This is a genomic window from Marinoscillum sp. (assembly GCF_965229915.1).
Classification (GTDB): Bacteria; Bacteroidota; Bacteroidia; order Cytophagales; family Cyclobacteriaceae; genus Marinoscillum.
Genome location: NZ_CBDDJZ010000001.1, coordinates 188,813 through 201,728 on the forward strand (window position 1 = coordinate 188,813; position 12,916 = coordinate 201,728).

At 42.8% G+C, this 12,916-nt stretch carries 15 protein-coding genes; 9 read left to right on the forward strand and 6 right to left on the reverse strand.

Annotated elements, in window-relative coordinates; all coding sequences use genetic code 11:
• The first annotated feature begins 2 nt into the window (after window positions 1-2).
• From ACO067_RS00810 to trxA, 5 genes are read left to right on the forward strand one after another with little or no spacing between them, the layout of a single operon-like run.
• Window positions 3-266, forward strand: coding sequence for a hypothetical protein (locus ACO067_RS00810; RefSeq protein WP_421869324.1), 264 nt, complete (start codon window positions 3-5; stop codon window positions 264-266).
• Window positions 251-649: a gamma-glutamylcyclotransferase family protein gene (locus ACO067_RS00815; protein ID WP_421869327.1), complete on the forward strand. Its 399-nt coding sequence runs from the start codon at window positions 251-253 to the stop codon at window positions 647-649. The genes ACO067_RS00810 and ACO067_RS00815 overlap by 16 nt, the downstream gene beginning before the upstream one ends.
• A gap of 9 nt (window positions 650-658) precedes the next feature.
• On the forward strand, window positions 659-1,087 hold the full coding sequence (locus tag ACO067_RS00820) for a VOC family protein (protein WP_421869330.1): 429 nt from the start codon (window positions 659-661) through the stop codon (window positions 1,085-1,087).
• Between the two features lie 52 nt (window positions 1,088-1,139).
• Window positions 1,140-1,490 carry a hypothetical protein gene (locus ACO067_RS00825; protein WP_421869334.1) on the forward strand — a complete coding sequence of 117 codons (351 nt, stop codon included), beginning with the start codon at window positions 1,140-1,142 and terminating at the stop codon, window positions 1,488-1,490.
• Between the two features lie 39 nt (window positions 1,491-1,529).
• The gene (gene trxA, locus ACO067_RS00830) at window positions 1,530-1,826 is read left to right on the forward strand and encodes a thioredoxin (RefSeq protein ID WP_421869337.1); all 297 of its coding nucleotides are present in this window, start codon (window positions 1,530-1,532) and stop codon (window positions 1,824-1,826) included.
• Here trxA and ACO067_RS00835 read toward each other — a convergent pair.
• On the reverse strand, window positions 1,823-3,889 hold the full coding sequence (locus ACO067_RS00835; RefSeq protein WP_421869340.1) for a penicillin acylase family protein: 2,067 nt from the start codon (window positions 3,887-3,889) through the stop codon (window positions 1,823-1,825). The two genes, trxA and ACO067_RS00835, sit on opposite strands and share 4 nt — an antisense overlap.
• 22 nt (window positions 3,890-3,911) lie before the next feature.
• Here ACO067_RS00835 and ACO067_RS00840 point away from each other — a divergent pair, with 22 nt between their 5' ends.
• Complete coding sequence (locus tag ACO067_RS00840) at window positions 3,912-4,679, forward strand: patatin-like phospholipase family protein (RefSeq protein WP_421869343.1); 768 nt, start codon at window positions 3,912-3,914, stop codon at window positions 4,677-4,679.
• Window positions 4,680-4,733: 54 nt separating this feature from the next.
• Window positions 4,734-5,267, forward strand: a complete 534-nt coding sequence (locus tag ACO067_RS00845; protein ID WP_421869347.1) for an inorganic diphosphatase — start codon at window positions 4,734-4,736, stop codon at window positions 5,265-5,267.
• Window positions 5,268-5,270: 3 nt separating this feature from the next.
• On the opposite strand, the gene ACO067_RS00850 is transcribed toward ACO067_RS00845, so the two are convergent.
• Both ACO067_RS00850 and ACO067_RS00855 read right to left on the reverse strand, forming a co-directional pair.
• Window positions 5,271-5,573, reverse strand: coding sequence for a hypothetical protein (locus ACO067_RS00850; protein WP_421869350.1), 303 nt, complete (start codon window positions 5,571-5,573; stop codon window positions 5,271-5,273).
• A 14-nt stretch (window positions 5,574-5,587) separates the two neighbouring features.
• On the reverse strand, window positions 5,588-6,130 hold the full coding sequence (locus ACO067_RS00855) for an RNA polymerase sigma factor (protein WP_421869353.1): 543 nt from the start codon (window positions 6,128-6,130) through the stop codon (window positions 5,588-5,590).
• A gap of 128 nt (window positions 6,131-6,258) precedes the next feature.
• Here ACO067_RS00855 and ACO067_RS00860 point away from each other — a divergent pair, with 128 nt between their 5' ends.
• Entirely contained in the window at window positions 6,259-6,615 is a 357-nt protein-coding gene (locus ACO067_RS00860) for a DUF6249 domain-containing protein (protein ID WP_421869355.1), read from the forward strand.
• A 24-nt stretch (window positions 6,616-6,639) separates the two neighbouring features.
• Window positions 6,640-9,057: an ABC transporter permease gene (locus tag ACO067_RS00865; protein WP_421869358.1), complete on the forward strand. Its 2,418-nt coding sequence runs from the start codon at window positions 6,640-6,642 to the stop codon at window positions 9,055-9,057.
• On the opposite strand, the gene ACO067_RS00870 is transcribed toward ACO067_RS00865, so the two are convergent.
• The 3 genes from ACO067_RS00870 to ACO067_RS00880 are packed head-to-tail and all read right to left on the reverse strand — an operon-like array spanning window position 9,058 to window position 12,850.
• Window positions 9,058-9,369 (reverse strand): hypothetical protein, encoded by a 312-nt coding sequence (locus tag ACO067_RS00870; protein WP_421869361.1) that lies wholly within the window; start codon window positions 9,367-9,369, stop codon window positions 9,058-9,060. It abuts the gene before it with no gap.
• A 9-nt stretch (window positions 9,370-9,378) separates the two neighbouring features.
• Window positions 9,379-10,521, reverse strand: coding sequence for a serine hydrolase domain-containing protein (locus tag ACO067_RS00875; protein ID WP_421869363.1), 1,143 nt, complete (start codon window positions 10,519-10,521; stop codon window positions 9,379-9,381).
• Between the two features lie 13 nt (window positions 10,522-10,534).
• On the reverse strand, window positions 10,535-12,850 hold the full coding sequence (locus ACO067_RS00880; protein WP_421869366.1) for an acyl-CoA dehydrogenase: 2,316 nt from the start codon (window positions 12,848-12,850) through the stop codon (window positions 10,535-10,537).
• Window positions 12,851-12,916: the final 66 nt, after the last annotated feature.

Below are 12,916 nucleotides of genomic sequence, written 5' to 3' on the forward strand. Positions count from 1 at the left end.
CCATGAGGAAAGTCTTAACACATGGCATTTATATCCTGGTCATTCTGGGGTTAGCCGTTTATGCACAGATCAAGCGTACCGAAGCAATCAAGCAAACCCAACTTGCTGAAACCAACGCAATGAAAGCAGAGGAAAATGCACAAATGGCACAAATGGCAGCTGCCGAGGCTAGAGCCGCTCAAGACAGAGCCAAGCAACAATTAATGATTGCAGAAGAGCAAGCAGCAATGGCTCAAAAAGCACTCGCCAAATGTCAAGGGAAATAAGCCCATACCTATTCGCATATGGATTTCTAAAAAGGAAATACCACGGAAGCCACAAAACTCAAACCCCCAACTTTGGTCATCGATTTGTGTCTGTGGGAAAAATCCCTGGATCTATCTACAAAGTAGACGTGTTTCCAGGAGTGATCTATGAGGAATCCTCTGATGAAGTAGTGCATGGTGAGGTGTTTGAATTGATCAGTCCTGAGGTGGCACTCAAAATCCTGGACAGATATGAAAACGCCAAACCACTTGTTCACCTAAACCCTGATTACGAGCGCAGGCTGAGGCCAGTACTTACCGAACAGGGTATTGTCGAATGCTGGGTGTATGAATACTTGAGACCAATCAATCCAGCCACTAAAATTCATTCAGGTACATTTTAAGATAAAACAATGAATCAAAAAGAACCCAAGGTAATAGGAATTGGAGGTGTTTTCTTCAAAACCAATGACCCAAAAGAAACTAAAGAATGGTATCAGAAACACCTCGGTTTGGTCACTGATCAATATGGCTCCTTATTTGAGTTTCGAAACACACATAACCCTGAAGAGATCAACTACCTTCAGTGGAGTCCCTTTCAGCACGATACAGACTATTTTGGTGACTCGGGTCAAGACTACATGATCAACTATCGAGTTCAGAACATGGAAAGGTTGGTAGACAAGCTCAAAGCAGAAGGGGTAACTATTTGTGATGACATTGCTGAATATGAGTATGGGAAGTTTGTACATATCCTCGATGCTAATGGGATTAAGATAGAATTATGGGAGCCTGTAGATCAGGTATTTACAGACATGATGGATGGTAAAACCACCAAATAATTCATAGCCTTAAAACGGAAATGACTATTTTAGTCACAAACAGAACCTAACCATGGCTAAAATATTACTCACAAAACTCCAGTGCATCGTAAACGATGAAGTGGATGAAGATGAAGTGTTCTTAAAGTTCAACGGCAACAAAATCTGGCCAGAATCTGGCCTGTACAAAGGCATTGATAATTCTGAAACATTTGAGCTTAACGTTGAACTGACAGTTGACAATCCACACGAGCGCACTGTCATAGAACTCTGGGATTTTGATTATCTCAGTGCCAATGACTTCTTAGGCACTTTTGAAATGACTATCGGCTCGGATACATCGGGGTCCTACTCCACAAGCATGACCTTAAAAGAAAAAGGCTCTACAGCGTCTTACATACTGTTCTGGGAAATTCAGGAATAGACCGCAACTTTTGAGCTTCATTTGGTGTTTGGACTTATTATGTCGCAGTTTCATGAATTAATCAACCGCAATACCCCAACACTTGTGGACTTTTATGCCGACTGGTGCGGACCATGCAAAATGATGCCTCCTATTCTAAAAGAGGTTAAAAACGAGCTAGGTGAATCAGTCAACATACTAAAAGTGGACGTGGATAAAAACCAAAAAGCGGCCAATAAGTATGGAATCAGAAGTATTCCAACACTTATTCTTTTCAAAAATGGTAAGATTATGTGGCGCAAAACCGGAGTTGCACAGGCCAGGGAGATCAAAAATGCGGTGAAACAGATTGCTTAATTCAACCGAACTGGAGGATAAATAGCCTCTGCATTTTTTCGCACTTCATCCAGATCTAAGGTCATCGTTTTGCGCTTCTGATTAACGAACAACAGCATCTGATCGTCATAGTGTGGACTATCTACCTGATTAGAAGCTCCGTAGACATTTACCGTTTCAATAATCGGAAGACCTTGCTCCGGATACCTTACCAGCATAATGTACGATTCCCCCTGGACTGCTCTCACCCGACCGTGCTTGTAAGGTTGGCTATGCATGGCTGTAATCACATCTGGAATCCCATTTACTGGTACTTCCTTATCTCCACGCACCAAAAACTGATAATCACCCAAACGAATAGCAATCCGTTTGAAATGCTTACGCAGATACTTATGAGTATAGCTGATGGCATCTATGATTTCAAACTCAGTAAGTACTCTAGTGCTGTCCAAATAGCTCACCGGATGCTTATTCCTTAGGTACTCATACATAATCACAAATTGGGCTGCACCCAAATTATCAAACCCACTTTGCCCATCCCAGGTTTGTAATATATCGATCAGCTCAGCGTACTTTGGATACTTCTCAAGTGGCAATCGGAACAGCTCTCCAATATCCACTGGATATTGGAGATTGAATGGAAGCTGACCATCATACTTGATAGCTAAAAAATCACTCCAGCTGATTTGATCATAATCGCGTACAAGATCTAAAAAGCGAGTGCTTCGATTGTTCTCAAAAACCTTATACCCCATGGTCTTATCATATTGTTTTGGATCTGGATTTCCCAAAGAATCAGTACACGAAAAAGCACTGTTATTGGTATTGAATACAAAGCCGGATTTTGGGTTCAACTTCTGAGGTAAATCTTCCAACGGATGATAATCGCCGAGCAGTGTTTCTGAAGTGTTTCCCGGGACAGTTTCATTCCAATCAAAGGCAGAATTACGCAATGGGATTTTGGCATTACCGAGATAATAGATGTTTTCTTCCTGATCTGCATACACCATGTTGAAGCCAGGTATGGCTACCATACTCAGCGCCTCTTTAAACTCTGACCAGTTATCAGCCTTGTTCATACGGTACCATTGCTCGGGAGCTCGTAGGTCGTGCAACACGCCAAGATCAAAAGCGAAAAACCCTTTATCATTCTTAATCACTGGACCGTATATGCACGAATATATGCTCTTTTTTACCGTTATTTTAATACCAAATAATATTTTGACACGAAGCTTAACCTCCTTTTTATCAAGCATTTTCCATTCATTGTCAAATCTATACTTTAATTCCTCGTCAGGATGCATCTCCAATTGAAACACGTCGATCTTATCCGGATAATTAACCGTATGTGCCCAACCCAAATGTTCATTAGTGCCATGAAAAATAGTCGCCGCTCCCGGGAACAACCCTCCTAGCGCATTCCATCCTTCATCACTAATCAGATGAGCTTCATACCAGGAGGATGGTCCCTCCAAAGGTTGGTGTGAGTTCACATTTAAGTAGACATAATCATCAGCAGTTCGCTGGCGCGAAAAAGCAAAAGCGTTGCTCCCCAGACCAGTAAGATCAGGAGCTGAACTTACTCTACCATTTACTAAATTAGAGATCACCTGATCGGCACCTGATATGACGGCAAGGGACAAAACATACGCCGATAACACCTCCTCTACTGTCACAGGAAACGAACCATCCACCAACACCTTTTCCGGGTAGCTTTTTGCATAAGCATTGATGCCATCAGTATACCCTCTGATCAGCTGCTGGTACTCCTTCGAAAGACTAGACCACTCCCGCTTCACTATTCCCTTGCAGTCCAGTAATTGTACCACATAATCAATAGCAGCACCTCTCTTCCCCAGGTGAACACCCAACATACCTCTACCAGACAGCATGGTCAGCTGAATGGTCTGAAAGTCATCCTCCGCATGTGCCCAAGCCAGTCCATAAGCCACTTCAGGATCTGTGGGAGCATGCACATGGGGCACACCATACTGATCCCGAATGATCTCAATACGATCAGCATCTATCTGTCCAAATAACTTTATACACCAGAGTAGAGTTAATGTGAGAGTTATGATTCTCATTGATAATTAGAATTACTTTCCTTTGACAAAAGATAAGCAATATAAAATTGGTATTGTTCTGAGTGGTGGTGGAGCAAGAGGTTTCGCACACATTGGAGCACTACAGGCTCTACATGAACAAAAAGTCTATCCGGAAATCATCAGTGGGGTGAGTGCTGGATCAATAGTGGGTGCCTTCTATGCCTACGGCATGGCTCCGGAAGATATTCTAGACCTATTAAAGGAAAAAGGAGTGTTCGATTACTCCACCCTGTCCCTGCCTCTCACTGGCTTACTTTCGTTGGAAGGATTGAAAAAAGAACTAAAAAACAATATTGATTGTGGGGATATTTCTGAACTGAGTAAGCCAGCGTATTTTGCCACAACAAATCTGAATACCGGTAATATAGAATATCTCAACGAAGGCCCAATACCTCTTGTAATAGCTGCTTCGTCTTGCATTCCTATCCTATTCAAACCCATTGAAATGAATGGATCCCTATATATCGATGGAGGCACATATGACAATTTTCCAATTAAGCCAATTAAGGATAAATGTGAAAAAATCATTGGCATCAACATAAGCCCTTTGGAAGATGTGAAGAAGCTCGACTCGATGCTCCAGATAGCAACCCGAGTCTTTCAACTGAGTGTCAACGCCACAGCTCAACCAAGCCTAAGTCAATGTGATGTTCTCATAGAACCCAAGAAGCTCAGTTCATTCAGCATACTGGATAGCAGCGTGGCTGACGAGCTGTTTGAAATAGGATACCATGCGGCTAAAAATCAACTGAAGAATGTGGAATTGTAGCAAAATATTTAGGTCGACGTAACTCAAGCCTTATCTTTGACTAAAAAAAGAGACATGATGAACCCGTGGCACGACGTACGAATTGGAGAGGATGCTCCTGAAGTGGTAAATGGTATCATTGAAATACCGAAAAATACACGTGCCAAATACGAATTGGACAAAGAATCCGGAATGCTCATTCTGGATCGGGTGATCTACTCATCGATGTATTACCCTGCCAATTATGGGTTTATCCCTAAAACATACTGTGACGACCATGACCCACTCGATATTCTAGTATTGACACAGATCGTTGTGGATCCTCTTTGTATTGTTCCTGCCAAAGTCATTGGTGCGATGCAAATGCTAGATCAGGGGGAAAAAGATGACAAAATCATTGCAGTGGCTACTGGTGATATGAGTGTCAATCATCTCAATGATATTACGGATCTTGGCCCTCATTTTGTCAAGGAATTGCAGAATTTCTTCGAAGACTATAAGAAGCTTGAGAATAAAACGGTAGTTATTGAAGACTTCCAAAACAGGCAAACGGCCATTGAGATTGTAGAAAAAGCCATGTCTGACTATGATAAGAAATTTGGAAAGTAAGTCTTAATGTTTCTTATGTATCAGGCGGTGGTCCAGAACCTGTATGACCACTACAGAAATGACAATTATCCCAACCCATCCGATAGATGAAGTAAGTGCATCACGCATTGAGTCGTCCATCATCAGTATTAGCAACACCATAGACACAATAGAAAATCCAGTAATCGCTGCAAAGTGTATCCAACCAAACCGAATTTTCAGGAGTTCTTTGGCCTGGATTTTACGAATCAATCGATCTGTAAAGCTATGTGATAGCTCAAAGCTATCTTCAGATTGCCGCAATGCGCCTTCTATTTTTTTATCCATCGGCTTCATTTTGATCAAATTTCAGTTCCAATATAAGGTTCCATTAGCTCTCTCAGTTTGGCTTTAGCACGGTAAATGTAATTCTTGACTGTGCCTTCCGGCCATTTGGTGATCTCTACTATTTCTGGGTAGGAATACCCATCCAGATAATACAGCAAAAGCACTGATCGATATGCAGCAGGCATTTGATCGACGACACTTCGCACAAAACTAGAGTAATCATTTGCTTCAACTTGCATATCCTCTCTCCCCGGTTCTTTCACAGCTTCCAAGTCACCTGATAGTGCTTTCCTGCCTTTCAACTTCTTCAATCGATTAGCTGCCAAACGAAAGGCAATGGTACCTATCCAGGTGGAAAGCTTGGAGTCAAAATTAAATGAATGAATTTTTTCATAAACCCTCATAAACACATCCTGACACACCTCCTCGCGCTCCATATCATCATCCAACAAGCGGGAGACAATACTAGCCACAAGCCTTTTGTGTTGCTCCACTAGTATAGCAAAGGCTTTCATGTTGCCCTTTAAGACAGCTGCCACCAGATCATGATCGTTCATTCTATCCTTTTGACAACATATCTCCTCACGATGTTGCAGATCAATGGATAAATAATTTCAAAAATTCTTTTGATCAGCTGCAACATTTCGGCTTTTGTGTATTGTCTTACTCATCAAAACACACGAAAATGAAAGAATTAGCACAAGTACTACTGCCAATAGCGATTCTGGGAAGCCTGGGGGTATCATTGTATTTCATCATCAAAGCCATCACTGATTACATCATCAAAAAAAGAATGATAGACAAAGGAATCGTAGGAGCCGATGCATCTGAACTTCTGAAAACCCAAAAATCGGAGAACAAACTCTCTGCTCTGAAATGGGGGTTGATTATTCTTTTTGCTGGTATCGGACTTGTCATCATAGAAGTTCTTCCTGCGGACCCCAGCGATTCGCCATTTCTACCTTTCGGGATATTGGCTATTTGCATAAGCCTGGGATTCTTGCTTTACTTCTTTCTGGTCCAAAAAATGGATCAAGAATAAACCTCTACTCAAACGACTAATAACATGATCAAAAACTACTTGACCATCGCATGGAGGAGTATTAAAAAACACAAATCCTTCACATTCATCAACCTCATCGGGCTTTCTCTCAGTATGAGTGTATGCCTCCTGTTGATCCTGCTCATCTATGACCACTATCAGTACGATGAGTTTCATCCGTATGGAGACAGAACTTACCGGATATTAAGTTTTGAAAAAGGAACGAAAAACCACCTGTTGGGCTCAGCATATGCCACTTCTCCACTTCTATTTGGGGACCGTCTAGCTGATGAGTACTCAGGAATAGCATTACATACTAATTTGAATCATTCATTTCGGGGAGAAATTCGCTCCGAACACAAAGTTCTGAATGTAGAGAGGTCCCTTTTTGCTGATGAAGTATTCTTTCAGGTATTTGGCTTTGAGTTAGCAGAAGGAGATGAAGAGAGTGCCTTGAGAGAGCCATTCAGTGTGGTTCTAAGCCAGGACTTTGCTGAGAAACTATTTCCGAAAGAGAACCCAATGGGCAAATTAGTGGAGCTTGCTGATCACGGATCTTATAAAGTAACCGGTGTAGTTAAAACGCCACCAGGTAAAAGTCATATCAAGTTTGACGCACTGGGTTCGTTCTCTACCATTCCTCAGCTGGTATCGAAAGAGGTTTTGACTTCTTCCTATGATGAGTGGACTAACCTTTGGATGAACTATAATTACATGGTCTTGTCCGAAGGTGTTACCCCTGAGCAAATAGAAGCACAAATCACAGCGATAGCGAATCAAAACATCGAAGTGGAGGAAGGTCATCCCGGGTACGAATTCGAGCTGCAGGGGATTGATGAGATTGTTCCTGGCAGACTTTGCAACAATGAAATCAGCTTCACTCTTCCCAAAATTGCAATCTTCTTTTTTGGTCTGCTGGGTATAATCGTGATTGTAACCGCTAGTATCAACTATGCTAACTTATCGGTGGCTAAATCACTGAGTAGAGCCAAAGAAGTAGGCATAAGAAAGGCCAACGGAGCCAGCAAATGGCAGATTATGGGGCAATTCCTCGTCGAATCCATAGTGCTCTCTTTGCTTTCGCTGGTTCTTGCCATAGGCCTTTATAAATACCTGATCGCTGAGTTTAATTCTATCTGGATTTTTAACCAGATCGGTATTTCGCTGAATGATACTCTGGCAGCTTATGCCATTTTCACTGGATTCACCATATTACTTGGATTGCTGTTGGGAGTTGGTCCATCACTATTCGTAGCTCGGCTGGACACCGTCAGAAGCTTAAAAGGCTCGCTTCTTACCACAATGCACAAAAAAGGAATTGGACGATTTTTCTCCGGTAAAAAAATCATGATGGGTGTGCAATTCAGTCTAGCTACTATTATGCTCGTCACGATTTTCTTACTATCAGATCAGGCAAGGTTTCTATCTAGTTCTGATTATGGTTTTGATCATGAGGGGGTATTTTTTGTGGAGCTACAAGGTCACGACCCTGAGATCATCACATCAGAGTTTAGTAGTATCCCGGGCACCAGTCAGGTAGCACTTACCTCACATCATCCTGCTGTGGGGCGATCACACGCTGATGGTTATCGCTTGAAACCAGAATCAGAAGATCTCACTATCTACCACTTCGGTGTGGACGAAAACTACATTGATGTAATGGGTCTGGAATTACTCGCAGGACGGAATTTTCCAGAAAATGAAGGTGATAATGAAAAGTTCATCATATTAAATGAAACAGCCATCGAAAGACTCGGATTTGAAAGTCCACACGAAGCTGTTGGTCAGACGCTGTTAAAAGAAGACGACTCTCAACTCCAAATCATTGGTGTGGTGGCGGACTACCACTGGGAACCGATGATGAAATCAATTGGCCCACTGGGGCTGCGAGTGATGGTAGATAGCTATGAATATGCCTACTTCAAAATGGAAGTCCAAAACCCCTTGGATTTGAAAACCAACTTCGAATCCCAATGGAAGCGTTTCGATGAGGCCAGGGAGTTTAAAGGTGGGTTTTTAAACGAAGAAATGGATTTATTTTACCAGTTTATGAGCGATCTTGGCAGTATCCTCACCTTTATTGCCATTATTTCTATAGCCATCACCACTTTGGGATTTGTCGGAATGTTAAGTTTTCATCTAAAGACACACACCAAAGAGATTGGAATCCGGAAAGTACTAGGCGCTAGTTTTGGCCAGGTGGCAATTAGCCTGACCAGAGGGTTTATCATTATGCTCTTGATTACAAGTTTGATCTCCATTCCACTAGCCATATTTGCCAATTCTCTCTGGATCAATATTATGGCGGTTCATTCACCTATAGGTATTATCAATGTCGGACCTGCGGTATTGATCATTCTTGTCGTCTGTGTGGGGACCATTCTATGGCAGGTATGGGCCAATACTCAAAACAATCCTGTAGACGCACTGCGCAGTGAATGATCAAACAGCTGACTGATTGGCCAAGCCACATTCAGTGCAGGTAATCACACCCTTAAAGTTGTGGGCACCGCATGCCAGGCACTTGTAGTATTCCACAGTGTCCAATGCGGTGCCTTCATCTGTGTAGTATCTAATGAAAGACTTACAATTGGTACAGGTATAGTTAGCAAGCTTGTCCAGACGTTGATCCCGATGGCATTCAGGGCATCTCACCGTTACACCTTTCTTTATTTTGTTGATCGATTTCACTCGATACCAAAAGAAAAGTGGCACAATGACTATTAGAACACCAATGACCCAGAGATTATCCATTATCAAAGTTTAAAAACTGGAATAAATGGTTTTTACCAATTCACCTATTTGGGAGGGCTCCAACCACCGGGTAACGATGACCAGATCTTGTTCCTGATCCACTACGATGTAATTGCCACCAAAGCCAGCTGCATAGAATAGATGGTCAGGTGTTTCCGACCACTGCTGTTCCCCACGATTGAGCCACCACATGTAACCATAACTCTCCATAGCTGGCGCTGGAGTCTGAATAATCTTGACCCACTCTCTGGAAATAAGCTGGTTGTTGTTCCATTTCCCATCACGACAAAACAATAAACCAAATCGCGCCTGATCATAAGTATTGATGAACATGCCTCCACCATGATGTCCACCACCACTCACACTAGACATCTCTATACCATCAATAACCACCTTGGAGTTTTCATATCCAAACCATCTCCATGTAGTGGACGCTCCTATCGGGTCCATGATTCGCTCTTTCAAAACCATAGGCAATGGCCTCCTCCAGACATTTAGCAACGAGTAGGAAAGTACATTGACACGGACATCATTGTATTTGAAATGGGTACCCGGAGTATGAAGCTCCCGGTATCGCCAGTCGTCCAGTTGACCATCTCTGGTGGGACGATCTGCCCAATCATATAATCCAAACAAAGCTCCCGACCAGTCAGATGTTTGGTGCAGCAGGTGCTCCCAGGTGATTTGACTATTGTGTTTACCAGCAAATGTCCCATCCCATATATACTGATCTACCCGATCATTCACTTCAGAAATCAACCCATTATCAAAGGCCAACCCTACCGTAGTAGACAAATAACTTTTCGTCACACTAAAGGTCATGTCCACTCTCGAAAGATCCCCCCACTCTGCAATGACGTAACCATTCTTGATGATCATTCCTGCAGGTCCTCCCCGCTTCTTTGTTGGTCCAAGAAGCTCATGATTCGGCTCGCGACTAAAGCCTTTCAGAATCGCTAACCGGATGTCCTTCTCGCCCTGATACTCATTAGCCTTAGCAAATGCTACTGCTTCCTGAATCTTCGATTCATTGATCTTAAAAGTGGATGGTGATTTTCTTTCCCATTCAGTGTTGGGGTAGTACTGAGCATATGAGCTCCAGTAGCCAATAACTAAACACGAAATGAGCACTATTTTGATCGTCTTTGACATACTCTGTAAGTATTTAATGATTGGTAACAATTGGAGCTCCGAGGCAAGTATCCGGAATATCAAATCCATCCACAAGCGTAATGGCTTCTTGCCTGATATCTGCACACAATTGATTGACCTGTTGTCTGATGGCTTTGGTTTTGACACCTTCCATGTAATCATGCTCCAGATACCAGCCTTTGTTGGATTCGATGGTGTGCAATGCATAAAGCTGACACAATCTGGTCATGCTATCCTTGAGTGGACCTTCACTGATTTGGTTCACACCCGCTATGAACTGTTCCAACACTACTCGCTCCACATAAGCAAAACCCACGCTTAGCATGTGGTTTTGAGTCTGATTGAAAGCGTCAAATGAGTCCATACCTTCGTCGATATGATGTTTGATCCGCCTCGCAGCTGAATTGAGTATGCTAGACTCGCGATACTTAAATGCACTCAAATGAAAATCAAAATCACGCAAATGCTCTTCATCAGTACTTCGGATGGTTACTGGATTTTTTTCGGTGATGGAAGTTTTCGCCTGGCTGGCCACATAGCTCAAAACTCCAAAAAGGTTAATATCTGAGAATTCTTTTTTGAATTCCGACAATCTACTTTTGGCCACCAGCTGCATCAATACGGTGTTATCCCCTTCAAAAGTGGTGTAAATATCCGTATCATTCTTTAGCCGATCGATGCGATTTTCAGATAGATATCCTTTACCACCACAGGCTTCACGGCATTCTTGCAATCCAGCGGTCACTTTCCATGTGGTATAAGCTTTTAGTCCAGCCGCCAGAGCTTCTATTTCCTGCATGTCTTCATCCGTCCTGTTAAGGAACCTCTCTGTCAGGTATTGAAGTGCAAAATGCAGAGCAAAAGACTGAGCCAGAAGGGGCATTAATCTTCGCTGATGAGTTCTATAGTTGAGAATAGGAACTTCCTGTCCATTCTCTGGCCCAAATTGTTTTCGCTCATCGCCATATTTGATGGCTATGGTCAACCCAGACTTGAACGCACTCAGTCCCGATCTGGGTATTCCTATCCTCCCACCTACCAATGTGCCCAGCATGGTAAAAAAGCGACGATTGTCACTTGAGATCGGACTTTGAAAAGTTCCATTTTCATCTATGGAAGCAAATCTATCCAACATGTCTTCTGCTGGTATGGCCACATGATCAAACCAGATACGACCATTATCCACCCCATTCAGCCCCATTTTAGGTCCGCAATCGGTAATGGTCACGCCTGGGTGTAATACTCCTTTAGCATCTCTTAGTGGAACCACAAATGCATTGACGCCATAGTCCACGCCATCTATAATCAACTTGGCGAATACGGTGGCCTTTTGTCCGTGCAAAGCCGCATTGCCAATGTATTCCTTGCCAGCGTCATGATTTGGAGTATGTATGGTAATTTTTTGCGTATCATGATCGTAAGTGGCTGTGGTTTCCAATCCCTTCACATTAGATCCATGTCCAGTCTCTGTCATCGCAAAACAACCCGGCAACTTTAAGCTGCCTATGTCTTTTAGGTATATCTTGTGATGTCTCTCTGTTCCCAAAAAATAAACACTCATTCCCCACAGCCCGAATTGGACACCAAACTTGATCACCATGCTCAAGTCATGATAAGAAAGGGTCTCCATGATCGTAAAGTAGCCTTTCATATCATCCTGTCCACCAGCATGTTTGGGGAAAGCCATATTGCCAAACCCCTGATCAGCCAGATACTGACACCACTTGAGCACTTGTTCGCGATACTCCGCTTTGGATTCTCCTGTGTAGTAAGTAAACTCTGGATCGGACAGGATCACCTTGACTTTGCGAATGAGCTCTTTACTATCACTATTGAGCAAGTCAGCTACAGCTTCTGCAGTAAGTCCAGATGCGACACTTCCCGACCGATTGGCTGCCGTTTCCTGTTGTTGAAACCTTAGGTGATAGGCCACTTCTCTGGAAAGAACACCCAGAGCCTCTTCCAGATCCGTCAGTGGTGCTCTGGCTGCATCGAGAGACTCACTGGATTGGTTGCGAGCATTCAACCTCGCCAACTCAATACCGATATCCACAAGGCTCTTTTTCATGTCACTAGTCAGGGTACCGGAAACTTTGCTAATCTCCGCTAACCATTTCTTCAGACTTTCTGGTTTTGGAGGGTGCTGAGGGTCCAGATACTTCATAATGAACTGCCGGTCCTCTTTAGTGATCCACACCTGTTGATCCACCAAATCCCTTATCTTCAGTATCTCACTCGGAGTAAGCACTGCATCTGCCCAAACCATGTACATGATGGGCAAAAACGAAAAGAGATGTGGGTTTTCATGGAAGTATTTAGTTTCTATCATCTTGGGATATATAGGTTCTTAGTGATATAACTCACAAGCTATTAATTATTGTTAAAAATAATGCTG

Coding starts and splice junctions, on each gene's coding strand:
- ACO067_RS00845 (WP_421869347.1), top strand. CDS start 4,734: ATGATGAACCCGTGGCACGACGTACGAATTGGAGAGGATGCTCCTGAA.
- ACO067_RS00815 (WP_421869327.1), top strand. CDS start 251: ATGTCAAGGGAAATAAGCCCATACCTATTCGCATATGGATTTCTAAAA.
- ACO067_RS00865 (WP_421869358.1), top strand. CDS start 6,640: ATGATCAAAAACTACTTGACCATCGCATGGAGGAGTATTAAAAAACAC.
- ACO067_RS00820 (WP_421869330.1), top strand. CDS start 659: ATGAATCAAAAAGAACCCAAGGTAATAGGAATTGGAGGTGTTTTCTTC.
- ACO067_RS00860 (WP_421869355.1), top strand. CDS start 6,259: ATGAAAGAATTAGCACAAGTACTACTGCCAATAGCGATTCTGGGAAGC.
- ACO067_RS00825 (WP_421869334.1), top strand. CDS start 1,140: ATGGCTAAAATATTACTCACAAAACTCCAGTGCATCGTAAACGATGAA.
- ACO067_RS00870 (WP_421869361.1), bottom strand. CDS start 9,369: ATGGATAATCTCTGGGTCATTGGTGTTCTAATAGTCATTGTGCCACTT.
- ACO067_RS00810 (WP_421869324.1), top strand. CDS start 3: ATGAGGAAAGTCTTAACACATGGCATTTATATCCTGGTCATTCTGGGG.
- ACO067_RS00850 (WP_421869350.1), bottom strand. CDS start 5,573: ATGGATAAAAAAATAGAAGGCGCATTGCGGCAATCTGAAGATAGCTTT.
- ACO067_RS00835 (WP_421869340.1), bottom strand. CDS start 3,889: ATGAGAATCATAACTCTCACATTAACTCTACTCTGGTGTATAAAGTTA.
- ACO067_RS00875 (WP_421869363.1), bottom strand. CDS start 10,521: ATGTCAAAGACGATCAAAATAGTGCTCATTTCGTGTTTAGTTATTGGC.
- trxA (WP_421869337.1), top strand. CDS start 1,530: ATGTCGCAGTTTCATGAATTAATCAACCGCAATACCCCAACACTTGTG.
- ACO067_RS00855 (WP_421869353.1), bottom strand. CDS start 6,130: ATGAACGATCATGATCTGGTGGCAGCTGTCTTAAAGGGCAACATGAAA.
- ACO067_RS00880 (WP_421869366.1), bottom strand. CDS start 12,850: ATGATAGAAACTAAATACTTCCATGAAAACCCACATCTCTTTTCGTTT.